A 23,396-nucleotide genomic window follows, 5' to 3' on the forward strand; every position below is an offset into this window, starting at 1 on the left:
ACCCCATCAGACAGGCCATGAAAAGGCGGCGGCCCGGCCCGTTGGTGACGGGCCGGGCCGATCCTGGCGTCTCCTACCGCTCGAACCAACCGGTTCTCTTGCTACGAAACAGGATGAAAAGGATGGTAAGAGCAAGCGCTACGCCCGCCACGACGATGTTGAACACTCCGAACAGCGTGAACGCGGTGCCGCCGTACTCCAGAGCCGCGAGCCCCTCGATCACGACGGCCGCCACCCGGGCCCCCCGTCGCCGCATGGCGATGAGGACCGACAACGGACCCGGCACCAGCAGGGGAACCAGGAACAGGTAGATGTACCAGGGCAGGACGTCGAGACTGGGCAGCCCCATCATCACGAGGAAGACGAACGCGATGAAGGTCATCACTGCCCCGAGGCCCGTCTGAAGCCACATGAGCATTATCAAGGCCGTTATCTCCACCGGCATGCGCTTCCTTCCCGGCGCACTCTCCGGCGGGGACAACGGTTCTACGGGAATGTGCGGATCGGGCACCGGACCTCCGGATGTCGAAGCGGACATGGAACGGCCTGCGGACGCCCTTCCACGGAAAAGGAGCCACAGAGGCAAGCCGCCGGAGGAAAGTATCAGCGGGAACCCGAACAGACAGCCGCCATGCCCTTCTTGCCGGATTTCAAGGACGGCGGCGTGAACCTCAACGCTCGCCGCTCGCAACCGTTCGGGTGCCCGCCACGACCGCGTCCGGGCACGCTGAACGCATGCATTCCGAGTTAAAGAAAGAGAGCGCGGAAGAGGCTCTCCAAGCGTGCGCGACGCTGAGCAGATACCACTACACGCCCAACCCGGACCTTTTCCTGCTCGGCGAGCGGTGGATCACCCGCGCGGAGCGGAGCGTGGCGTCCGTCCGCCGCTTCGTGCGCGACACGGCCGACGACTGGGACGCGGCCGGGGAGGCCCCGGAGATCGCCGAACTGCTCGTCTCGGAGCTGGCCACCAACGCCATGGCGTACGGCACAGCCGACGCCCCCGCCCGCAACGTCATCCGGGTCACGGTCGGCAAGCTGGGCGCGCTGCTGGTCGTGGACGTCTACGACTCCTGCGTCGAGATCCCCCGGATGCGCAGGCCGTCCGACCTGGAGACCTCCGGCCGCGGCCTGTCCATCGTCGAGGACCTCTCCCACAACTGGGGCTGGACCCTCAACCCGTACGGCAAGTCCGTCTGGTTCCAACTCCTCGCCTGGCCGTGAGCGTCCGTCCCCCTCGCCCCCGGCTTCAGGGCGCCGTCACGCGATCGTGGGGCTAACAGCACTGAGGGGGACGATGCTCAGCCCTTGAGCTTGGGGCCGATGTAGGCGATCACCGCGGTGCCATCTTCTCTGCGGATCCGGAAATGCAGTCGGCCCGCGCCCGGGGTCATCCGAGCGTGGAGGTCGAAGACCCTCGTCGTGCCGTCCAGGTCGACGAACCGGCAGAGGCGTTTCCGCGTCTCGGATTCGGGCGTGATCTTGGTGCGCCAGGCGGGTTCAGGATCTTTCCCGACGTCCCACCTGCTTACCGCGACCTCCAGCTCCAGCAGCAGATCCCTGACCGGGGTCAACCAGTGATGACGGAGTGTTCTGAGGTCATCCTCCACCCTGGCGAGGAAACTCAGGTGGGGGAAGAAGTCGGCACGGGACTTCCAGAGCTCTCCCGCGGTCCGGACGCCCGTGAGCCCGGTCGCGGCCACCCATTCCTCGTGAGCCGTGAGGTGCTCGGCGGTGGAGGCGTGCCTGACCGCCACCTCTTCGGTGCGGAGTTGGAGGTCTCCCTCATCAGTCTCCTCCAAGGCGGCCCTCATCGGACGAACCCACTCGCTGTCCCAGCGTTTCTCCAGCGGAAGGCTGACGGCCAAGGCGTCGAGGAGATGGGCTGTTCCGATGCCGTCCGCGCGGTCACCGTCGAGCTGATACTCGACGTGGCCGTCACCGTCGGGAAGCACCGAGGCGAAGGGGGCTCTGTTCTGCAGCGCTCGCAGGAAAAGCCGGAGATCCCGGTGACGCGGCTTCCCCATCCACTGCGACATCGAGTACTCGGTCGTGAGGTTCAGCGCGGTAAGGGGTACGGCGGAGACCAGCGAGACCTCCGGACGCCGATCCCGGCACTGCCGCAGCAGCTTCACGAAAGTGATCATGGCATCGTCGGCGTCACGTTCGTGTGCGGCAGAGGCACAAGAAAGCTCATTGAAGCATAACAGAATAGGCACGGGGGGATTTTCTCCTCAGAACTGGTCACCCTAGGAGCTGGTCGAGCGAGTTCTCCCATTCATCAAAGAATCCAGGCGGCCACTCCGATATCATCCCGTCCGACCCTATGACCGGATTGATGATATTCACTCCATCGTGCTCCCGCTGGAAATAGAGAAGTCTGACGGCCGCGCCGTCGAGCTTCCCGTGTTTCACGGCCAGCCTGAGACCGTTGAGGACATGGTCGCTGTGGCTTTCCACGATGAGCTGGGCACCGGCGGCCACTGCTGCGGCCGCGAGCGTCGCCATCACGGTCTGACCGCGAGGGTGCAGGTGGGCCTCAGGATTCTCCAGGAGGATCACGCTTCCCGGTGTGGCCGACAGGCAGGCCACCACGATCGGCAGGACGTAGGAGAGGCCGAAGCCGACGTTGGTGGGTCGATGGGAAAGCGCCGTGGGCAGACCGGCGACATCGATGCGGTAGCCGAGCCGGACCAGGTCCGTGCCCTCGATGGTGGCGGCCTGAAGATTGACACCCGGGCAGATCTCCCGCATCCAGGCGTCGGTCTGGTCGAGGAGCGACATGGAGAGCGCGTCGGGATGCTGAAGGCAGGAGGAGGTCAGACGATCGTCCTGCCTGTGGCGGAGGAAGTTGACCGTGTGTTCGCCTCGGCAACCGAGAAATCCGCGCCGCACTGCGATTTCGTGTGATCTGGGATAGGTGACGGAGGGAGCCAGCCGATCCGCCTTGAGATATTGGAAACCAGGTCTGAACAGGCTGAGAGAGTCGTCCGTCGCTTTTTCCCGAAGATGCAGGATGTCACTTTCCTGCCCGTACAGGGCGGTCCATGAGGACACGGTCCCCTTCTCGGTTACGGACAGGGTGATCTGCGGACCTTCTCCCCCGGTGTCCACATGGTTCTCGTGCAGAACGTCGCGCCCGGCGCCCAGCTCGACCAGCTCTCCGTTGAGCAGGAGCCCCGACCCCGATCCGCCGTCGAGCAGGCCGGCCGCGTGGGATTGGCGGAGTAGGGCCAGGGCTTGCAGGACCGTGCTCTTGCCGGCCGAGTTCAGCCCGGAGAGCAGGGTGAATCGACCCAGCGGAACACTGGCACGCGCGAACGCCTTGAAATTGACGACGTCGAGCCGCTCAATCATTGATCACCCTATCGAAGAGATCCCTCACCGCGTCGAACCGCAGACGCACCTTGCTGTGATCTCCCGTGCTCTGTGAGATCGCCCGTTCGAAATCGGGGTAATCGGTGAGCAGGTCGACGAGGCCGACCTGGACCAGGTCACGCCGGGACATCAGCAGAGCCAGATCTTCGTCGGTCCGCTTCGCGAGGTTCACCGCAACGGTTTCGAAGAGGGCTTTGTTGATCGGGAACCTCCGCTCGACGTCACGATAGCGCTTGCGGAAGGCGTGAGGGCCGAAAATATGGTGGGCAGCGTCCATGGCGCGAATGAATTGCAGCGCGATATGCCGGATGTCCTGTTCCGTCATCTTGTTGATGGTCCGCATGGACTCGCGAAGGAAATGGTCGAAATCGGTGTACGCGTAGGAGGCCAGAGAAGTCAGCCGGAACGCGATGAACCGCAGGACCATCTCCCGATCGGCCATGCGTTCCGGGTTGACGCTCCTGTCGGTCGCCCGGAGGAACGACTCCAATTCAGCGAGTTCCCCAAGAAGCTCGCGGGCGCGGCCCGGGATGAGAGCGTGCCTCAACTCCTGGCGGGACAGTGGCAGGCCACCCGTGTTGATCCTGGCGAAGATGTTGAACTTCACCGCCTCCGGGGTGCCACGGCGGATCAGGTGGACGACCAGTTCGGTCTCCCGCAACCGCAGCTGGAGGCGGCCGGGAAGGTCTTCGAAGGCGCACCCGTCGTAGTCCTGGAGATACTCCAGACCTTGGAGAAACAGCCGCTCCCTGCCGACGCCCGAGGGGTCGACGAATCGCCGTATCGCGGTGAGGCGCTGGATGCCGTCCACGATCGTCCACACATCGTCCTCGTCCTCGGAGGCGTAGAGCGTGGGGAGCGGGATCCTGAGCAGCAGAGACTCGATCAGGCGGCTCTGGTGTTTCTCATTCCAGATCCCGGCCTTGCGCTGGAAGTCGGGCGCCAGATCGATCATGCCCGTTTTAATGCGTGACAGGAGGAGATCCACGGTGGGGTTTCTGGTCACCACATCGATCAGCTCCGGATCGAACGGCTCATCGATCGCCTCGATGACCTCCAATTCGACACCCGTGCTCGCTCCTGCCGAGTCGTACTCGAACAGAACGTCGTCCTGTGCGGATCTCATCTAAGGGCTTCCCGAGGTTCGTGGTCCAACGCTCCGGTCGATGCGCGGATCCAGCGTAGCCACCCGATCTCGGGCAGACGATCTATCTCAGCCCATAGGCCGATCACCCGTTCGGGGAACTCCGCGATCCAGGAGGTTGACGAGCGTAGCGGTACGGAGATCCCGTTCGGCGGCGAAGCCGTGAGACTCACCGGCAGCCGAGGGGACACCTCGGCGGCCGGTGAGTCGGTAGGGGCAGAGCGGGTCAGTGGCGGTCGAACTCGCCGGCCTTGGCGCCGTTGAGGAAGGCGTCCCACTCGGCGGGGGTGAAGAACAGCTTAGGGCCGTCGGGGTCCTTGGAGTCGCGTACGGCGATCAGATCGGGGTGCCCGTCCTTGTGACCGGGGCCATCGCCGACCCTCGTCAACTCCGCCACTTCAACGCAGTCCCCGCCATTGCTACCGGAGAAGCTTGACTTGATCCACTTCGCATTACTCAGGTCCATTTTTCCTCTACCGCTCTCTTGATCAGATCGATGGACATACCAAGCGGAAGCGCCTCGGTCCTCATGACCTCGAAACATTCGGCCGCCGCTGCGACATCCACCGGATCGCTCGTGGTGATGCCTCGTATGGCGGTCTCCGCATACAGTACGTCGCTTCCTCCTGCCAGCTTCGCGATTACGAAGCCGCCCATCAAGCCCGAGTGCATTCCGTGAGGAACCACCTGGATGGAAAGGCGAGAAGAGATCATCGCGACCAAGTGCTCCAGCTGTTCCCTCATGACCCCGGGGTTTCCGATCGGGCGGTAGAGGACTCCTTCATCGATCACGCATCGGAAGCTCGGAGGCTTCGGGTCCTTACGGACGAGGACCGCTTGGCGGTTCAGGCGAGTCTCTACGTTCGTCTCATCTCCAAAGAGCATCACTCGTGCGTACGCCTCAGTCTGGAGGAGGCCAGGGATCACCAGAGGTTGGTAGGTCCGGAGGGTGATCGCTTCCTGTTCCTTCTCGCGCCAGAGGCCGAACCAGGAGGGGAAGGTCTGGCCTTTCCGCCAGTCGAGGAGGCGGTGCAAGGCGCCGCCCGTGTTGAGGACCTTGTCGCAGGTTTCGGCGAACTCCGGACTGGCGGGGAGTTGGCCGGTCTCCACGCCGCTTATCAACGACTCGCTGAAGTGGATCCTCTGAGCGAGCTGCCCCTGAGTGAGGCCCGCCTCCTTGCGGTAATGACGAAGCTCCCGGCCCCAGATCGCCTGAGGGGTATAGATGTTGGCCATTTCGCCCTCCTTGCCGGACTTCAAGGACAGCGCCGACAACCCAGCGCTCGCCGGTCGTAACCGATCAAACACCAAAGGTAACTGAGATTCGGCGTGCCGAACATATTCATTCCGAGAAAGGCGGAGCGTTCAGAGCGAACCATCAGGACATGCGGCAATTGCCGGACTTCAGCGCACACCAAACCCTGTATTTTTTCAGATCAGCAAGAGGCGAGGAACACAGGAAATTCGCTGGTCCTGGAGGGTTTCAGTCCCAGCCCATCAAGCGGCCCGACCCTAAGGACCACACGGACGCCTCTTAGATGCCGAAGAACGCGCCTAATCCATGACCCCTTGTGCCGTGGTGACATCGATCTGTCCCGTGACCGCCGCCGTGATCAACGCTTGCTGTCGCTCCCGCAGAAGACGAGACTGCTCATCCAGCACCCGCCGAGCACGGCCGATCGCCGACATCTGCATCTCGACTTGCCTGACAAGGTACCGCTGCTGCTCTATGGCCGGCAGAGGAACAGGGAACCCGAGAATCTTGCTGCTGTTGGTGGAAGCGAGATTGGTGGTCTTGACCCCCGTGCTCTCGAAGTAGCAGCGCCCGTGCAGCGTCTGAGTCATGAGCGCTAGATACTCGGCGTCCAGCTTTTCCGGATCAGGACGTAGAGCGAACACATGGTTCTGGTGCAGGCAATCCTCGATCTCACCGCGCCATACCGTTCCTCGGCCGAGTTTGTCGAGGTCACCGCCCTCGGTCATCAGTACATCACCAGCGCGTAGCATGCTTCGTTCAGCGACTTTACGGGGAACCGTTACTTCAGCGAGTGAGCCCAGATCGACATGTCCAGCCTGAACGTTGGCCACCCGGAGGTATGGACGTGTCACGACGTCGCCGTCCACGGCACGTGAACTGTCCATGGTGATGCCTGATTGAAGCCGACACAGGTACCCAAGACGCACTAGGGGTCGGTCTTGCATCTCCGGCAACCAGTTCCAGGGCCACGTGTCACCTGCTACCCCCGGAACAAGAATTTCGGTGATCAGAGAAGCGGCGCGCTCATCTAAAATGAGTCGCTGTTTTGCACGCATTGCTTGAAGGCGCAACGCTTGGTCGACTCGACTATCAAGGAAATCTGCAATGCGGCACTGCTCCTCAGTCGAGGGCAAAGGAACCCTCAGCTGCTCGATGTCCGGCATATAGATCGTCTTATGCGTTGACCCCGCCGCAACCCTGCGAAGGTCGGGCGCCATCGCTCTCAGAGCGTGCAGCAGGTAGCGAGGCTCGATCTTCGGGCCGCAGGTCCAGGTGGCGAAATCTTGGCTGGTCGCCATGTCCTGGCCCATGATCGCTGGGAAGCCGACCGACGCCGTGCGGGAGAGGATGACCGTCCCCGCCGGATGGAGAACCGCCGCCGAGTTGGCGAGGCCGAGACGGCTGATCTTCTCCTTGGTCTCCACGACAGTGTCGCGCGTTCCGTCCCGGAGCTGCCAGACGTCGGCCAGAGTGATCCAGGGGATGGTGCAGTCTTCCCAGTACTCCGGGTGCTGGCGACTTGGAGTGTGGCCCGTGCCCAGCTTGGCGACGTATCTGATCGGGACAGTAGGCCACTTCGACCGGGCGAGCCACGGGGCCAGGTCAGCACCGCTCATCGGGTCACCTCACCCAAGAGCTTCTGAATCTCGGCCTCCAGCGCCCGAAGTTCCGCGTCGATCTCCTCCAGCGGCCGCGGCGGCGTGTACACGTAGAAATGCCGGGTGAACGGGATCTCGAACCCCAGCTTCGTCTTCGTATGGTCCACCCACGCGTCCGGCACGTGCGGCAGCACCTCGCGGCGCAGGTACTCCTCGATCTCCGCCTCCCGTTCCGCCGGGGTGGAGTTCATCGACGTCAGCGGCACGTTCTCGTTGTCCCGCAGATCCGGGTCGGGCAGCGGGTTGTTCTTCCGGTCGGTCTGGAGCTGGCCCTCGGGGTCGCTGACCGCGACCTCGGCCCACACCGCCTTCTCCACCGGGGCGGGGAGCTTGCTCAGGCCGTGCTCGGCGAGGGCGGCGTCCAGTTTGCCGGCGAACTCCAGTTTGGTGCCGCACGCCGTACCGGACAGGGAGCGCAGGGCGGCGAGCAGGGCGTCGCGGTGGTCGAACCTGGCGACGGCCTTGGCCTCGGCGACCGCGTCGGCGGTCGCGTCGGTGACCTCGAAGCGCTGGCGGAGCGGGCGTTCGACGGTGACGCGCTGGTAGCCGAAGGCGTGGCGCGGGAAGATCTTCACCTTGGCGTGGTGCTCGTGGTCGGCGTCGGCCGCGACGGTGAGGGCGTCCTTGTAGATCGCGGTCAGCTCGTCGATCCGCTCGTCGGGGATCATCTTGCGCTTGTCGCCGAGGGACTTGCGCATCTTCGTCCAGCACTCCCGGGCGTCCAGCAGGATCACCTTGTCCTTCAGGGCGGGAGCCTTGCGGTTGGACAGGATCCAGAAGTAGGTGGAGATGCCGGTGTTGTAGAAGAGCTGGTCGGGCAGGGCGACGATGGCCTCCAGCCAGTCGTTCTCCAGGATCCAGCGGCGAATCTCCGACTCCCCCGAGCCGGCCGCGCCGGTGAACAGCGGGGAGCCGTTGAAGACGATCGCGATGCGGGAGCCGCCCTGATCGACCGGCTTCATGTGGGAGATCATGTGCTGGAGGAAGAGGAAGGATCCGTCGTTGATCCGGGGCGTCCCCGCGCCGAACCGGCCGGCCCAGCCGAGGTCTCGGGCCTCGTCCTCGACCTGTCTCTGAACCTTCTTCCACTCCACGCCGAACGGCGGGTTGGCCATGAGGTAGTCGAACCTCTTGTCGGCGTGGCCGCGGTGGGTGAAGGAGTTGCCGAGGATGATCTGTGAGGGGTCCTGGCCCTTGAGCATCATGTCGGAGCGGCAGATGGCCCACGACTCGGGGTTGAGCTCCTGGCCGTGGACCTTCACCGTGGCGTGGGTGTTGTAGCGGGTGATGTGCTCCTCGGCCGCCGACAGGATGCCGCCGGTGCCGCAGGCCGGGTCGTAGATCGTGCGGACGATGCCCGGCGTCATGATGTCCGCGTCGTCGGGGGCCATGAGGAGGTTGACCATCAGCTTGATGACCTCGCGGGGGGTGAAGTGCTCTCCCGCGGTCTCGTTGGAGATCTCGGAGAACCTCCGGATGAGCTCCTCGAAGATGTAGCCCATCTGATGGTTGTCGACGACGTCCGGGTGCAGGTCGATCTCGGCGAACTTCGCGGTCACGAGGTAGAGCAGCCCGGCCTCGTCGAGACGGGTGATCTGCTCGTCGAAGCGGTATCTGTCCAGCACCTCGGCGGCGCCGCCGGAGAACCCGCCGATGTAGGCGCGGAGGTTCCGCGCGACGTTCTCGGCGTCACCGGTGAACCTGCCGAAGTCGAGGGGGCTGCGGTTGTAGAAGCTCGCCCCGGCCACGTCGCGCAGCATCCGGTCCACGGCCTGCTCCGGCAGGCCCCGGTCCTTCAGCTCCCCGGCTCTGGCCAGGACCGCCTGCTTGGTGGGCGCGAGTACGCAGTCGATGCGGCGCAGCAGGGTGAAGGGCAGGATGACCTTGCCGTACTCCGACTGGCGGTAGTCGCCGCGCAGCAGGTCGGCGACCGACCAGATGAAGTCCGCGTACCTCTGGTGGTTACCGCTCACGGCTCTCCTTCTTCACGTCGTGCGGGGGGCGGACGGGTCGTCGCCGGCGGGCGGGCGGAGGCCGCCGTGGGTGAGGCCGTCGGCGGTCAGCCGGATCAGATTCTCTCCCACTTCGGCCGCCTCCCGCAGCGCCGCGGCGAAGGACGCCAGCCGCCGGAACGCCTCGCCGTACGCGCGCTGTTCCTCGATGGGCAGCAGCGGCACCTCGGCGCGGCGGACGTCCACGCGGATGCCGGTGCTGGACGCCGGGCCGTAGTGGCGGAGGTTGGCCGGGCCGCTCAGGAAGCCGGCCAGGAAGCCGGCGTCCAGCGCCTCGGGGTCGGGCCGCAGGAGGTGCAGGTGGGTGCCGAGTACGGCGCCGCCCCGGGTGAGGACCCGGGCGACGGGGACGCGGACGATCTGGGGCACCGCGACGTCGCCCGGCCGGGTCAGGATCTCCCGCCGCACCGCGTGCCCAGGGGTGCGGCCGGAGGGCGGCCGGTCGAGCACCACGTCCTCGGCGGTGAGGACGGCGGAGCCGTCGGCGACCTCGGTCTCCTCTCCGGGGCGGACGGGCGACTGCTGGTGGAGGGTGAGCATGCCGCGCCGCAGGAGTTCCGCCAGCGGCACGAGCGGCAGGTCGTGTGGTTCGGTGCGGGTGACGGGGGCCAGTTCGGCGACGGTGCGCAGCAGGTCGGCGAGACGGTCGCGGGTGCCGGTGACCCGTTCGGGCGGCAGGTTCGCGGCGGCGGTGGACAGGTGACGGGCGGGGGTCAGGTCGATCTCGTCGTCCAGCAGGTCGATGACCGGCACCGTACGGCTCACCCCGGGCTCATCCAACTCCTCCCCGGCGTCGAACCGCCGCCAGGCCGCGACGGCGGCCTCGGCGTAGTCCTCAGGTCGGCCTGAGGTGTCGGCCATCAGGACGTGGCCGGGGGTGCGGGGTTCGGCGGGCCTGCGCAGCACCCACAGGCTCAGGGCGACCGCGACGTTGGGGACGGCTCCGGCGGGCAGCCCGATGACGGCGCGCAGCGCGCCGCGGCGCAGCAGCTGGCCGCGGATGCGGCGGCCGGACCGGCGGTTGCCGACGGCCGGCGGCATCAGCAGTACGGCGACGCCGTCCGGGCGCAGGTGGGCCAGGGCGTGCTGGACCCAGGCGAGCTCGGACTCCATCCGGGGCGGCAGGCCGTACTCCCAGCGCGGGTCGGAGGCCAGCTCCTCATATCCCCAGGCGCGGTCGTTGAACGGCGGGTTGCACACCACCGCGTCGGCGGTCTCGCCGGGGAAGGCGTCGGCGCGCAGGGAGTCACCGGTACGGACGTCGGTGTCATTGCCGCGCAGGGCGAGCCGAACGGCGGTGAGCCTGGCGACGGCCGGGTCGGCCTCCTGGCCCATGACGCGGACGGCGGATGAGCGGTCCAGCGCCGCGAGGAGGTGGTCGCCGGCGCCGCAGACCGGATCGAGGACACTGCGGACCCGCCGGCCCGGCGACTCCAGGCCGGGGACGCCGCGGACCCGCGAACCGGCCGGCTCCGGCCCGGCGTCACCGGGGACCCGGGAACCGGTCGGCACCTCTGCGCCGAGACCGGCCAGTTCCAGGCTCAGCTCGGTGATCTCGCGCGGGGTGGGGTGGAGCCGCCGGGAGTGGGTCTCAAAGTAGCGTTCGCACAGGAACTCGAAGGCGCCGGGTGCGCCGCGCTCCGCGCCGAGTCGGGCGACTGCGCGGATCAGCGGCACCCGGTCCTGGGGCAGGGCGGCGGAGAAGGCCGGCATGACCTCGCGGACCCTTGCGGGGAGGCCGGTGGCGAGCGCGGCGTCGTCGCCGGCCGCGAGTTTCGCCCAGTCGCGGGCGCGGCGGTGCGTGTAGACGAGGAACGCGCCGAGGTCGGCGATCAGGTCGGCGAGGTCGTCGTCATCGGCGACGGCCCGCAGGTCCTGCCAGAGCCACTCGTCGGACGGTAGCTCCCGGTCATGGCCGGAGGAGCCGGGCGAGCCGGGTGAGAGGAGCCAGGCGCGGATCTCCGCCAGGGAGAAGGCCGGGCTGGTGGCCGTACCGCCGACGGGTTGCGGGAAGTCGGCGTGGCGGCGGCGCCAGTTGCTCACCGCCGCCCGGCCCACCCCGGCCAGCCGCGCGATGTCGGCAGCGGTCACCTGGACGTCTCGCCGCATGTGGCTGCCTCCCGGGGTCTCTTCGGACGTGAACCAGACACTAGCGCTGGGCGTCTTCTCCGGGCAATGTCGCGGAAGTTGTTTGTTGATTGTGTCAACACGTGCTCTACTAGGTGGCGTCGGTCACACCATACCTTCGGGTAAGGCTCTGTGAACGGCTGTATCCCGGTGTGCCCATCCCCCTTGAGGAGCCCCATGTTCAAGCGTGTTCTGGCCGCGCTCGTCCTGGCCGCCGCCACCCTCACCACCGGCGCCGTGAGCGCCGGCACCGCCCACGCCGACACCACCTACCGGGGCGAGGGCGACGAGGTCATCCGCGTCCGCCTCACCAAGACCCCTGGCCTGCTGCAGCTCCGGCACGACGGCGAGGCCAACTTCATCGTCTTCACCGTCACCCCGGCCGGGAAGAAGGAGGAGTTGCTGGTCAACGAGATCGGCCCCTACAGCGGCACGGTCCTGTACAACGCCCGCGCCGGCAAGGGAACGGCGGCGCTGGAGATCAAGGCCGACGGCGCGTGGAGCGCGGTGTTCAAGCCGCTGAGCAAGGCCCGCTGCTGGTGCGCGGGGACCGTCCGCGGCACCGGCGACCAGGTGCTCAAGCTCTCCCCCACCCGCGGCCTGCGGACCGTCCGCTCGTCCTTCACCGGCGATGGCAACTTCATCGTCCAGAGCTACACCCGCCCGGGCTCCTACGGCGACCTGCTGTTCAACCAGATCGACTCCTACAAGGGCAAGGCCCTGCTGCCGTCGGGCACCCGCCTGGTCACCGTCCACGCCGACGGCTCGTGGGTCCTCACCCGCAACTGACCCGCGGCCCCGGCGGTCAAAGCAAGCCCGGCCGCCGATAGCGAATCCGGCCGGTGGACGACCATGCCGCGCCGTCGTCATCCGGCGAGTCCGGCCACGGGCGCGCTCCCGTTCCGTCCCTGCTCACGTACCGGTGGAACGAACCAACGATTTCACCATTCGCACCACTTTCCTCCTTCCTGCACGTCATCATCGGTGGTCTGCGCATGTCTCTCCCGTGACGAGCGCCCCACCCTCCAGGGCGTGCGACTTCCCCAGAGAAGGACCAGAGTGAAACTTCTCCATGCCGCTGATCTGCACATCGACAGCCCGCTGCGCGGGTTGTCGGCCTACGAGGGCGCTCCGGCGGAAAAACTGCGGACCGCCTCCAGGCTCGCCCTGGAGAACCTGGTCGACCTGGCCGTGTCCGAGTCGGTGGACGCCGTGCTGCTGGCCGGCGACGTCTACGACGGCACCTGGCCCGACTACCAGACCGGCCTGTTCTTCGCCGGGCAGATGTCCCGCCTCGGCCGCGAGGGCATCCCGGTCTACATGGTCTACGGCAACCACGACGCGCAGAACCGGATGACCAAGCAGCTGCGACTGCCGTCCAACGTCCACCTGCTCGACACCAGCGGGCCGCAGACCATCCTCGACGAGGCGCGCGGCCTGGCCGTGCACGGTCAGGGCTTCGCCCGGTCCGACATCACCGACAACCTCTCCCTGGCCTATCCCGCCCCGCGAGCCGACCTGTTCAACGTGGGGCTGCTGCACACCGCGCTGACCGGGCGGGAGGGGCACGACCGCTACGCGCCCTGCTCGGTGAACGATCTCGCGGCCAAGGGCTACGACTACTGGGCGCTGGGTCACGTGCACCACCGCGAGGTGGTCTCGGAGGACCCGTGGATCGTCTTCCCCGGCAACATCCAGGGCAGGCACGCCCGGGAGACCGGTCCCAAGGGCTGCACGCTGGTCACCGTCGACGACCTGAAGGTCGTCTCCGCCGTGCACCACGACCTGGACGTCGCCCGCTGGGAACACCTGAGGATCGACGTCTCCGGGGCCGCCGACGTCGATTCGGCCGTCGACCTGGTGGTCCGCGGGCTCAGGGAGATCCCCGGTGACCGGCTGCACGCGGTCCGGGTCAGTGTCACCGGCCCCAGCCCCGCGCACCTGTCCCTGTGGCGGGAGCACCCCCGGTTCCTCAACGAGATACGGCTGGCCGCCACCGACCAGGGTGAGCTGTGGCTGGAGAAGGTGCGGATCGAGACCCGGCCGCCGGACGCCCCTGACGAAGGGGCCGCCGGACTCCTCCCCGACCTGCGGCGCACCGCCGACGCGCTGCGCGCCGACGGCGACGCGCTGCGGAAGCTGGTCGAGACGAGCCCGCTGTACCCGGCGCTGCCGGCGGAGGTCCTCGACCGGGACGGCATCCGCCTCGGCGATCCGCAGTGGCTGCTGCGGATCGCCGACGACGCCTTCGAACTGCTGGAGTCCATGGTCACGGAAGGGCGGAGCCACCGATGAGGATCGACCGGCTGGACCTGGTGGCGTTCGGCCCCTTCACCGGGATGTCCCTCGACCTGTCGGCTCCCGGCGTCCACCTGGTGACCGGGCCGAACGAGGCCGGCAAGTCGACCGCCCTGCACGCCCTCGACCAGCTCCTGTACGGCATCGCCATGCACTCGCCGTACGACTTCGTGCACCCGAAGGGGGCGCTGCGGCTCGGCGCGCTGATCAGGAGGAGTGACGGCGGCACCCTGGAGTTCATCAGGTCCAAAACTCGTAAGCCATTGCTCGGTCCGGACGGTTCGACGGTGAGCCAGGCGGAGCTGGACGCCGTCCTCGGTGGCGTCGACCGGACCACCTTCGGCTCGGTGTTCGCCCTGACCAGCGCGGAACTCCGCCGGGGAGGTAAGGAGCTGGCGCACGGCAGCGGGGACTTCCGGCAGGCGCTGACCGCCTCGCGCTCCGGACTCCGGCTCTCCGAGACCCTGAAGGCCATCGACGAGCGCATGGCGGAGCTGTACAAGCAGCGGGGCCAGCGTCCGGTGATCAACACGCGGATCACCGAGCTGCGCCGCGCCCGGGAGCGGCAGCGCGCGGCGCTTCTCCGGCCGGAGGAGTACGCCCGGCGGGAGCGTGAGGTCGCCGAGGCCGAGGAGTCTCTCACCCGGCTGGCCGGTGAACTGAAGGAGGCGAGGAAGGAGGAGTCTCGCCTGGAACGGCTGAGCCAGGCGCTCCCCGCCCTGGACCGGCGCCGCTTCCTGCTCTCCCAGGTCGAGGAGGTGCTGGCGGAGGGTGTTCTCGCGTCGCAGGAGGCCGCCGACCGGCTTCCCGGGCTGTTGGAGCAGCTGGGGAACGCGCGGAACACCCTGGACGACACCCGGCGACGCCTCACCGCGACGGTGGACGAGATGAGCCGGCTGGCCGTCGACGAGGACCTGCTGTCCGTCGCCGGCACGATCGAATCCCTCTTCCAGGACCACCGGGAAGCCCGGAACGCGGCCCGGCGGCTGGCGAAGTCGGCCGGAGCCGCCGCCGAGGCGCGGCACAAGGCGGAGGCACTGCTGCGCCAGGCGCACCCCGACGCCCGCCTTGAAGACGCCGCCCGGTACGACGTGCCCCGGTCGGCGCGGAAGCGGGTCCGGGAGCTGCACGACCGGCACACGGAACTGGAGACCGCGCTGGCGCGGGACCGGCGCGCGGCGGACAGGCTGCGGCGGAAGCTGGAGGAGGCGGAGAAGGAGCTCAGCGGTCTTCCGGCCGCCGAGGAGACCGGTCCGCTGCGCGCCGTACTCGCCGCCATCCCCAATGACCTGCTCAGCCGCATGGTGGCCGACGACGAGGATGAGCGGCGGCTCCGCGGCGCCGCCGAGCAGGGCCTGCACGACCTGAAGCTGGCGACGCTCCCCGTGGAGAAGGCGGGAAGCGTCACCGTGCCCTCCGAGGCGGAGATCGGCGCGCACGCCGAGGCGCTCGACGAGCTCAAGCAGGATCGGCGTGACCTGGCCAAGCGTACGAAGGAGCTGGCCAAGCGGCTCGACGGCGATCGCCTGGAGCTGGCGGGCCTGCTGAACGTCGACCCGCCGCCCACCGGGGACGACCTCGCCGCCGCCCGGTCGGACCGCGACGCCCTCTGGCGGGAGATCCGCGACGGGCGCCGGGAGCGGGTGGACGAGTTCGCGCCGGCCGTCGCCCGGGCCGACCACCTCGCCGACCGGCTGCGCCAGGAGGCGGACCGGGTAGCCAAGCGCTACCGGCTCGAACTCCAGATCGGCGAGGGAGAGCGCGGGCTCACCGAGTTCGTCCGGGAAGAGGCGGAGCTCGATCACCGCGCCGAGAGGCTGGCGGACGAATGGGCCCGCCTGTGGGAGGACTTCGCCGGTCCCCGGCCCGCCACCCCCAAGGCGGCCCCCGCCGTGCTCCGGGCCGCCGAACGGCTCCGGGAGGACGCCGGCAGGCTCGCGGCCGTGCGCGCCGGGCTCGCCTCCCGCCGGGAGCAGGCGTCCCAGCACATCGCGCGGCTTCGCGAGGTGCTGCGGGTCACGGGAGAGGCCTCCTCGCTCGGCGCCGACAACGCCCTCGCGGAGCTTCCTGAGCTGCGAGAGGTCGCCGAGACCAGCCTGAGCCGGCAGGAGGAGGAGGCGCGGGAACGCGCCGCCCTGGCCGACCGGGTCTCCACCGTCCGCGACGAGCTGACGGAAGCCGAGGCGCAGGTCACCCAGGGTGAACACGAGCTGGACGCCTGGCGGGCCGGCTGGGACAAGTTGCTGGCCCGCGCCGGGCTGGCCGCCGGGCTGGAGACCGCGGAGGCCATCGCCCACCTGGAACTGCTCGAACAGGTATCCGCCGAGGTCGACTCGGCCGTCAGAAGCGACAGGGAGGCGGAGCAGGACACCGCCGTGGTCGAGCGGTTCCGTGCCTCCCTGGAGAAAGTCGCCCGCGAGTGCGGCAGGCGGCTCCCCGACGACGAGACCGAGCGGTACGGGTTCGTGGCGGACCTGCATCGCGAGGCGCAGGAGAACCGTTCGGCCGCCGACCGGCGCGCCCACCTCCAGGCCGAGCACGCCGCGCTGGCGGCCGACGTCGATCACCATCTGCGCATCACCGCGGACCTGGACACGGAACTCGCGGCCCTCGTCGGGAGAGCGGGGGTGGACGGCACCGAAGCGCTGGGCGAGGCCGTACGGCGCCGCCGACGGCACACCGAGCTGGCCGCCACTCTCTCCGAGGTGACCGCGACGCTCCCCGTCACGGAGGACGGTATCCACGCCCTGGAGAAGGAGGCGTCGGCCACCGACCCCGACCGTCTCCACGCGAACCTGGAAGATCTCACGGACCGGATCGAGGATCTGGAGAGGCGGCGGACCGAGCAGTCGACGTTTCTCGGCGAGCGGAGGATCCGGCTCGCGCAGCTCGACGGGTCGGCCGAGGCGGCCCAGGCAGCGGCGAACGCCGAGACGGCCGCGGCGGCCCTGATCGAGGAGAGCGAGGAGTATCTCCGGCTACGGGTGGCCAAGGAGATCGTCACCTCGTGCATGGAGAAATACCGGCAGGAGCAACAGGACCCGATCCTGACCAGGGCGAGTGCGCTTTTCCGGCGGCTGACCCTGGACGGCTACACCGGGCTGGAGCTGGACGAGGACAGGGACTCCCCCGTCGTGCTGGCCCGGCGCGGCAACCAGCCTCTCAAGGTCGAGCAGCTCAGCGAGGGCACCCGGGACCAGCTCTACCTGGCGCTGCGGCTGGCGTCGCTGGAGCGGTACGCCGAGGAGGGGCACACCCTCCCCTTCGTCGTGGACGACATCTTCATGACCTTCGACGACCAGCGCACCCGCGCGACCCTGCGCGTACTGGAGGAGATGGCCGACCGCTTCCAGATGATCGTCTTCACCCATCACGACCACCTGGCGGAACTGGCGCGGGCGGAGCTTCCGGAGGGGCGGCTGCACCTCCACCCGCTGCGGCGGTTCACGCCGGTCGTGTAACCGGGTCCGTCCCCGTGCCCGCGGGCACGGGGACGGACCATACCCCTCGAAAAGGGATCGCTTTGATCGCGCATCGGCCGGCTGCGCAATGGGCTCCTATGGACACGGATCGGCTCGGTGCTTAGGATCACAGTTCTTTCCGAGCATCCTCGCAATATCCGCGAAAACTCCGCTCCTACGGAAGGGCGTTACGTGCCATATACGGCTGAAATTAGTCGCTCAAATCCCACATGTCTTATTTTCCTCGTTGACCAATCGGCCTCGATGAGCGACGCCATCGGAGGGGAGGAGTCGAAGAGCAAGGCATCGGTGGTCTCCGACGCCATCAACCGGCTGCTGACCGAGCTCTCGGTGAAGTGCGCCAAGGAGGAAGGCGTCCGGGACTACTTCCACGTCGCCGTCGTGGGATACGGGCACCGGAGTGTGGGCTCCGCGTTCGGCGGCGCTCTCGCCGGGCGCGACCTCGTGCCGCTCAGTCAGATCGCGGAGAACCCCGCCCGCATCGAGGAACGCTCCAAAAAGGTACCCGACGGAGCGGGGGGACTGGTCGAGAGCACCGTTCGCTTCCCCATCTGGATGGACCCGGTGAGCAACGGTGGCACCCCCATGCGGCAGGCCCTCGAATACACTCACGGGCTGGCGGACAAGTGGCTCTCCGAGCACCCCACCTGTTTCCCTCCGATCATGCTCAACCTCACCGACGGCGAGGCCAACGACGGCGATCCGACGATCCCGGCAACAGCCGTACGCTCCCTGGCCAGCGCCGACGGACCAGTGCTGCTTTTCAACCTGCACGTGTCCGACGCCGGTGGCTCCCCTGTGACATTCCCTGACAGCGACGCCGGCCTTCCGGACGACTACGCGCGCACGCTGTTCGGCATGTCCAGCCTTCTGCCCTCCCACATGCGCTCGTACGCTGCGCAGGAAGGCTTCAACGTCAGCGAGGGGACTCGCGGTTTCGTCTACAACGCCGACATCACCTCCGTCATCCAGTTCCTCGACATCGGCACCCGTGCCACTGATCTCCGATAATCCGATGAAGGCCAGCATCGCGTCCTTCTCCCTGCACAAGGAGGGTGGTACAGAGGACGAGTACGAGGACGCTTTCGAGACGTTCCCCGACGAGGCCGGCTCTGACGGCGTGCATGTGTCCGTGGTCAGGATGGCCGTGTCCGACGGCGCATCCGAAAGCGCGCTCGCGGGGCGCTGGGCGCGGTCGCTGACGAGATGGTTCGTACAGGCCCCCTCCGGGACCGCGCGTTCCGCCGACGAGTTCGCCGGTCAGGTGGTGAACGCCGTGAGGTCGTGGGAGGCGACACTTGGCGACTATGTCGCCAAGCGTGAAGCCGAGGGCAGACCGATTCAATGGTACGAACAGCCGAAGCTCGACCGAGGCGCCTATGCGACCCTCCTCACCGTGGACTTCTCCGTACCACCTTGTGAAGAGGCCGTTCCGGAGCCGGCGGAAGAGATCGTCTGGTACGCGGCGGCGATGGGGGACTCCGCTCTTTTCCATGTCCGTGACGGCAAGCTCGTCACCGCGTTCCCGATGACCCACTCCGGGGATTTCAATCTCACGCCCGACCTGGTCAACAGCCGGACCATGGACGCCGACCTCATCGCCGGCCGGGTACGTCTTCACAAGGGAACCCTGCGGCAAGGGGATGACGTGTACATGTGCACCGACGCGGTGGCCGCCTGGTTCCTCACCGAGGCGGAACGCGGCTGCCGCCCCTGGGAATTGCTGAGAGACCTCGGCACCCGGGACGGTCAGGATTTCGCCACCTTGGTCCGGGAGGAGCGGGCAAGCGGGCGCATGCGCAACGACGACGTCACTCTTCTCCACATGGACGTGTGGTGAGGGATGGCCGTCGTCAAACGCTTTCCCAGCGGGGGCGAGTACGTCGAGGCACTCCAGAATCCTCGGTTGTGCTTCAACGACCCCGAACTGAAGACGGCGACCCCACAGCTCGACACGCTCGGACGCCCCAGACCCATCTCCGGCAACTTCGCCAGCGTCTTCTCCCTGACCACGATGTCAGGTGATCGATATGCGATCAAATGCTTCACCCGGGAGGTACCAGATCAAGAGAAGCGCTACCTCGCGGTCAGCAACCACCTGAGGACGCTGCCGTACACCTGGAAGGTGGGGTTCGACTACCAGTCCCGGGGGATCATGGTGGCCGGGCGGTGGTACCCCGTTCTCAAGATGGAATGGGTCGAAGCTGTCGGCCTCATCCACTGGATCGAGAACCATTTCGGTGACCAGACCGCCATGCTCGGCCTGGCCGACCGGTTCGCAGAACTCGTCGCCGACATGGAGAAGGCGGGTGTCGCGCACGGAGACCTTCAACATGGCAACCTGCTCGTCACCGACAGCGGCGCCTTGAAGCTCGTTGACTACGACGGCATGTACGTCCCCTCACTCAGCGGACTGCCGGCCACGGAGAAGGGACACCGCCACTACCAATCCCCGCATCGGATGGGAACCGAGTTCGGCCCGGCACTGGATCGCTTCTCCGTCTGGCTGATCTACCTGTCTCTGGTGGCGATCGCCATGGATCCCTCGCTTTGGCGGAGCTTGCACGATCGGGACGGGGAGTACCTCCTGCTGGCGGAGGAGGACTTGACCGATGTGCAAGGCTCGGCCCGCATGTCGTCCCTGGTCGGACACGGAGCGGTTGACGTTCACCGTCTCGCCGTGCGCGTCAGCGATATGGCCGCCCGGCCACCGCTCCAGCTTCCCGCGCTTGCACCGCTGCGGCAGACCGGTGCCACGGTTGCCGCTCCCCCCGCCAGCGTCACGTCCACTCCGGTCGCCGGTGGTCTGCCCACCTGGATGAGCGGGCATATCTCCCCGCCTGCTCCCCCACCGGCCGTCACCATCGACCAGCATCGGAACGCTCTTCGTGGAACTCGGCTGATCTTCCTGGCGCTCTGGGTCATGCCCGGTGCCGTCTCCTGGTTCCTAGGCCCCCTTGAGGTGGTGGCGGGCCTGATCACAGTGCTCGGCCTGGTGGTCGGACTCCTCGCGGGCTACCTGGTTTACCGCGGCCTTCCCGAAAGCAAGGCCCGGCGCACCTTCGCGTCAAGGCATGAGCAGGCCGTGCAGAAGACCAAGGCAGCCCTCAAACTCTCCGCGAGACTCGAAAAGGAACGTGACAAGGTCCACACGGCGGATGCCAAACGCATCGCAGACCACGACAGGGAGCGGCAGGACCTCCAAAAACGGCACCGCCTGGATCTCGGCAACTTCGATCGTGCGACAGCACAGCAACTGGGGCCTCTCGACACACAGCTTCAGATTCTCGCCGCCAATCATGATCAAGAGATGCGTCAGGCTCTGGAACAGGTCCAGCGGCAGCGGATCAACGAGCGCCTTCGGCACATCACACTACGGGCAGGGGATGTCCCCGGCATCGGGGATGGCACCATCGCCAAGCTCCGTGCCCACGGAATCAGGACGCCGGCGGATTTCGTCGACATCGTGTCAGTCGCCGGCTACCAGTCTCCAGAGGTTCATTTCGTCCTGCCGAACGGGAATTCTGTTCACATCCACGGTGTCGGTGAGGCTCGCGCCTTCGCCCTCGAGGTCTGGCGCATACACCACTATGAGGCCGCTCTGAACCAGCCTGGCATCCCCACTACGCTTCCGCAGGGCATCCGTCAGCAGATCGAACTCCGTCATGCGGCTGAGAAACAACTCCTGCAGCAGCAACGATCCTCGCTCGAAAAGAACAGAAAGACGCAACGCGCAGATCTGCGACGCCATCAGGCCGAAGAGGACCGTCGACTGGCGGAGCGACACAGCCTCGCCGTACAGAAGCAGGCCGCCTCTCATTCCATCGCCTCCGTGAACCAGCAACTCGCCAACGCTCGTACCGAGTACCGCGCGGCAGTGCAAGCCGAGCAGGTCCTCACGCGAGAAGCCCTCATTTACCGGCAGGTTTCCTACCGGCGCTTTCTCCGAGCGGTCCTGACCGGCCACTGACGATCCGACAGGACGAGGCGATGAACAGTAGTCGCTCAGCCTTTTCCGGTGGATCGCCGGGCGATCTCTCAACGCGGATCCCTCAGCTGGAACACGATGACGCCAGTGGTCTCCGGCCTCCTTCCCTGCTCCTCGAAAAATAGGCTCCGGCCGCACCCAAACGCCCACATGGCGCCGCCGGACCACGCACGGTCTACCAGCGTTCCACCAGGTGCTCGCGGCCGGACGGCGGGTCGTACGGTTCCGGCCAGTAGTCGACGATCCGGCTGATCAGCCCCTGCTCGGAGGTCTCGAACCACACGCAGGCGTCCTGGTGCTCGGCTCCGACTCGTGCGTCGATCCACGCCGCGGCGTGCCGGCCGTCGGCGACGACGCGCCGCAGCTCCAGGTGCCAGTCACCGGGGTACTCCATGTTGAACCGGAGGAAGGCATCCTTTCCCCGGATCCGTTCCCGGGTCTGCGGCATCTCGTAGACCACGTCCTCGGCGAGCAGCGCGCCGAGGCCCTCCCAGTCGCGTCGCTCGGTGCGCTCGACGTAGGCGTGCACGGCCTGCCTGGTCCCGGAGCTCTCGTCCATTCGCCGGACCTTACAGTCGATCACCGACACACGGCCCCGCGCGCAGAGGCGGGCCTTCCGATCGGCGGAAGGCGCGCTCCGCTCGGAGCGGGCGTGGGGATACGCTCGCCTGCGGTGTCGAGAGCGACGGGAAAGGTGGTGTGCCGTGCGGGAGGCGCGCAGGGTCGGGCCCGGGGAGGCGGACGAGGCGGCCGGGGTGCTGGCGCGGGCCTTCGACGGGTACGCCTGGACGAGCTGGACGGTCGCCGCCGACCGGCACCGGGAGCGGCTGACCGGGTTGTTCCGGATGACGGTCGAGGAGGTCGGCCTGCCGTACGGGGAGGTGTGGGCCGCGGACGGCGACGACGGGCGGATGGCGGCCGTGGCGGTGTGGCTGCGACCCGACCGGTCGGTGCCCGGCGAGGTCTGGCAGGGGCTCGCCGCCCGGGAGGAGGAGCTGTCCGGAGACCGCCACGCGGCGATGATCGCGGCGGAGTCCGCCTGCGCGGTGCTGCGGACCGGTGATCCGTCGTTCGTGCTCGCCACCGTGGGCGTGCTGCCGGAGCGGCAGGGCGGCGGAACGGGTACGGCGGTGCTGCGCCCCGGTCTGGCCGAGGCCGACCGCGTCGGCCTGCCCGCCACGCTTGAGACCTCGGCCGAGAGCAACGTGCGCTTCTACCGGCGGCTGGGGTTCGAGGTGACGGGCGAGATCCGGGTGCCCGGCGGCGGCCCGCATGTCTGGGCCATGCGCCGCCCGCCCGTCCCGTCATCGCGATGAGGCGCGCACCCGCTTCGTCATCGTGATGAGATACGCGCCGTACCCCGCCCCGCGTGGTTCGGGCGGCAGTCTCCTCCTTCCTCGACGGCGTCGCCGGCGGGGATCACGGGATCACGATGAAGGGCTCAGGGCGTCGCCGGTCCGCCGGGCCGTTTCGGCCGTTTCGGCCGTCATGGCACGCCGGCCGAAGGTCACCGAGCCGCCGAGGAGCACCGCCCCGGACAGCACACCGCTGACGAACGGGACCCAGGCGACCGCGGCCGTCGCCGCCAGCACGAGACCGGCCACGCCGAGCAGGGTGAGGACGACGCCGGGTACGGCGATGCTCCGGTCCTTCCAGACGGGGGCGAGCGCGATGAAGTGCACCCCGACCACGAACGCCACCCAGGCCACGTTGGCCTGTTCGGGGTGTCCCAGGGCGGCCAGCACCCGGAGCCCGCCGAAGAGCAGGACCGCCTCGGCGGCGACGACGGCCAGGTAGGCGGGGCTGAACATGTTCCGCCGTGCCTCCTGCGGGGCGGGCCGCTCTCTCCGGGCGGTGCGGAACCACATGACCATGACGCTCACGGCCGCCACGCAGGCGACCACTCGCAGAAGGGTCGCGGTCACGGTGTCCAGCGGGTCCCCCGCGTTGACTACGACGAAAACCGCGCCGAAGACAGCGCCGATCAACAATCCGGTCATTCGTTGCATGAATCCAGTCAAGCGGCCCACCGGGTCCGCCCGCATGGGAGC

At 67.7% G+C, this 23,396-nt stretch carries 19 protein-coding genes; 8 read left to right on the forward strand and 11 right to left on the reverse strand.

What is annotated here, in order from left to right; translation table 11 throughout:
• Positions 1 to 73: 73 nt before the first annotated feature.
• Positions 74 to 445, reverse strand: a complete 372-nt coding sequence (locus tag ACQP10_RS24910; RefSeq protein ID WP_433539801.1) for a hypothetical protein — start codon at positions 443 to 445, stop codon at positions 74 to 76.
• A 290-nt stretch (positions 446 to 735) separates the two neighbouring features.
• On the opposite strand from ACQP10_RS24910, the gene ACQP10_RS24915 reads away from it, so the two are divergent.
• Positions 736 to 1,224 carry an ATP-binding protein gene (locus tag ACQP10_RS24915; protein ID WP_433539802.1) on the forward strand — a complete coding sequence of 163 codons (489 nt, stop codon included), beginning with the start codon at positions 736 to 738 and terminating at the stop codon, positions 1,222 to 1,224.
• Positions 1,225 to 1,301: 77 nt separating this feature from the next.
• Here the strand turns inward: ACQP10_RS24915 and ACQP10_RS24920 are convergent, their stop codons facing one another.
• The 8 genes from ACQP10_RS24920 to ACQP10_RS24955 all read right to left on the reverse strand — a co-directional run bounded on the left by ACQP10_RS24920 (position 1,302) and on the right by ACQP10_RS24955 (position 11,559).
• Positions 1,302 to 2,135 carry a hypothetical protein gene (locus tag ACQP10_RS24920; protein ID WP_433539803.1) on the reverse strand — a complete coding sequence of 278 codons (834 nt, stop codon included), beginning with the start codon at positions 2,133 to 2,135 and terminating at the stop codon, positions 1,302 to 1,304.
• A gap of 109 nt (positions 2,136 to 2,244) precedes the next feature.
• Positions 2,245 to 3,357 (reverse strand): AAA family ATPase, encoded by a 1,113-nt coding sequence (locus tag ACQP10_RS24925; protein ID WP_433539804.1) that lies wholly within the window; start codon positions 3,355 to 3,357, stop codon positions 2,245 to 2,247.
• The gene (locus ACQP10_RS24930) at positions 3,350 to 4,438 is read right to left on the reverse strand and encodes a DUF262 domain-containing protein (RefSeq protein WP_433539805.1); all 1,089 of its coding nucleotides are present in this window, start codon (positions 4,436 to 4,438) and stop codon (positions 3,350 to 3,352) included. Before ACQP10_RS24930 ends, ACQP10_RS24925 begins: the two co-directional genes overlap by 8 nt.
• 310 nt (positions 4,439 to 4,748) lie before the next feature.
• Positions 4,749 to 5,066 carry a DUF397 domain-containing protein gene (locus tag ACQP10_RS24935; RefSeq protein WP_433539806.1) on the reverse strand — a complete coding sequence of 106 codons (318 nt, stop codon included), beginning with the start codon at positions 5,064 to 5,066 and terminating at the stop codon, positions 4,749 to 4,751.
• Complete coding sequence (locus ACQP10_RS24940; protein WP_433539807.1) at positions 4,979 to 5,758, reverse strand: helix-turn-helix domain-containing protein; 780 nt, start codon at positions 5,756 to 5,758, stop codon at positions 4,979 to 4,981. The genes ACQP10_RS24935 and ACQP10_RS24940 overlap by 88 nt, the downstream gene beginning before the upstream one ends.
• Before the next feature lie 318 nt (positions 5,759 to 6,076).
• Positions 6,077 to 7,396 carry a restriction endonuclease subunit S gene (locus ACQP10_RS24945; RefSeq protein ID WP_433539808.1) on the reverse strand — a complete coding sequence of 440 codons (1,320 nt, stop codon included), beginning with the start codon at positions 7,394 to 7,396 and terminating at the stop codon, positions 6,077 to 6,079.
• On the reverse strand, positions 7,393 to 9,411 hold the full coding sequence (locus tag ACQP10_RS24950) for a type I restriction-modification system subunit M (protein ID WP_433539809.1): 2,019 nt from the start codon (positions 9,409 to 9,411) through the stop codon (positions 7,393 to 7,395). The genes ACQP10_RS24945 and ACQP10_RS24950 overlap by 4 nt, the downstream gene beginning before the upstream one ends.
• Positions 9,412 to 9,423: 12 nt before the next feature.
• Complete coding sequence (locus tag ACQP10_RS24955) at positions 9,424 to 11,559, reverse strand: N-6 DNA methylase (protein ID WP_433539810.1); 2,136 nt, start codon at positions 11,557 to 11,559, stop codon at positions 9,424 to 9,426.
• Positions 11,560 to 11,754: 195 nt separating this feature from the next.
• Here ACQP10_RS24955 and ACQP10_RS24960 point away from each other — a divergent pair, with 195 nt between their 5' ends.
• The 6 genes from ACQP10_RS24960 to ACQP10_RS24985 all read left to right on the forward strand — a co-directional run bounded on the left by ACQP10_RS24960 (position 11,755) and on the right by ACQP10_RS24985 (position 21,327).
• Complete coding sequence (locus ACQP10_RS24960) at positions 11,755 to 12,366, forward strand: hypothetical protein (protein WP_433539811.1); 612 nt, start codon at positions 11,755 to 11,757, stop codon at positions 12,364 to 12,366.
• A 270-nt stretch (positions 12,367 to 12,636) separates the two neighbouring features.
• Complete coding sequence (locus tag ACQP10_RS24965; protein WP_433539812.1) at positions 12,637 to 13,872, forward strand: metallophosphoesterase family protein; 1,236 nt, start codon at positions 12,637 to 12,639, stop codon at positions 13,870 to 13,872.
• Positions 13,869 to 17,336 (forward strand): AAA family ATPase, encoded by a 3,468-nt coding sequence (locus tag ACQP10_RS24970; RefSeq protein ID WP_433539813.1) that lies wholly within the window; start codon positions 13,869 to 13,871, stop codon positions 17,334 to 17,336. Before ACQP10_RS24965 ends, ACQP10_RS24970 begins: the two co-directional genes overlap by 4 nt.
• A 264-nt stretch (positions 17,337 to 17,600) precedes the next feature.
• Positions 17,601 to 18,368: a hypothetical protein gene (locus tag ACQP10_RS24975; RefSeq protein WP_433539814.1), complete on the forward strand. Its 768-nt coding sequence runs from the start codon at positions 17,601 to 17,603 to the stop codon at positions 18,366 to 18,368.
• 4 nt (positions 18,369 to 18,372) lie between these two features.
• Positions 18,373 to 19,197 (forward strand): hypothetical protein, encoded by an 825-nt coding sequence (locus ACQP10_RS24980; RefSeq protein WP_433539815.1) that lies wholly within the window; start codon positions 18,373 to 18,375, stop codon positions 19,195 to 19,197.
• A 3-nt stretch (positions 19,198 to 19,200) separates the two neighbouring features.
• Entirely contained in the window at positions 19,201 to 21,327 is a 2,127-nt protein-coding gene (locus tag ACQP10_RS24985; protein ID WP_433539816.1) for a hypothetical protein, read from the forward strand.
• A 193-nt stretch (positions 21,328 to 21,520) separates the two neighbouring features.
• Here ACQP10_RS24985 and ACQP10_RS24990 read toward each other — a convergent pair whose 3' ends face one another.
• Positions 21,521 to 21,904 carry a nuclear transport factor 2 family protein gene (locus ACQP10_RS24990; protein ID WP_433539817.1) on the reverse strand — a complete coding sequence of 128 codons (384 nt, stop codon included), beginning with the start codon at positions 21,902 to 21,904 and terminating at the stop codon, positions 21,521 to 21,523.
• 145 nt (positions 21,905 to 22,049) lie between these two features.
• Between ACQP10_RS24990 and ACQP10_RS24995 the strand changes: the two genes are divergently transcribed.
• Positions 22,050 to 22,661 carry a GNAT family N-acetyltransferase gene (locus ACQP10_RS24995; RefSeq protein WP_433539818.1) on the forward strand — a complete coding sequence of 204 codons (612 nt, stop codon included), beginning with the start codon at positions 22,050 to 22,052 and terminating at the stop codon, positions 22,659 to 22,661.
• A 111-nt stretch (positions 22,662 to 22,772) separates the two neighbouring features.
• On the opposite strand, the gene ACQP10_RS25000 is transcribed toward ACQP10_RS24995, so the two are convergent.
• Positions 22,773 to 23,345 carry a hypothetical protein gene (locus tag ACQP10_RS25000; RefSeq protein WP_433539819.1) on the reverse strand — a complete coding sequence of 191 codons (573 nt, stop codon included), beginning with the start codon at positions 23,343 to 23,345 and terminating at the stop codon, positions 22,773 to 22,775.
• Positions 23,346 to 23,396: the final 51 nt, after the last annotated feature.

Source organism: Streptosporangium sandarakinum, assembly GCF_050942225.1.
Classification (GTDB): Bacteria; Actinomycetota; Actinomycetes; order Streptosporangiales; family Streptosporangiaceae; genus Streptosporangium; species Streptosporangium nondiastaticum.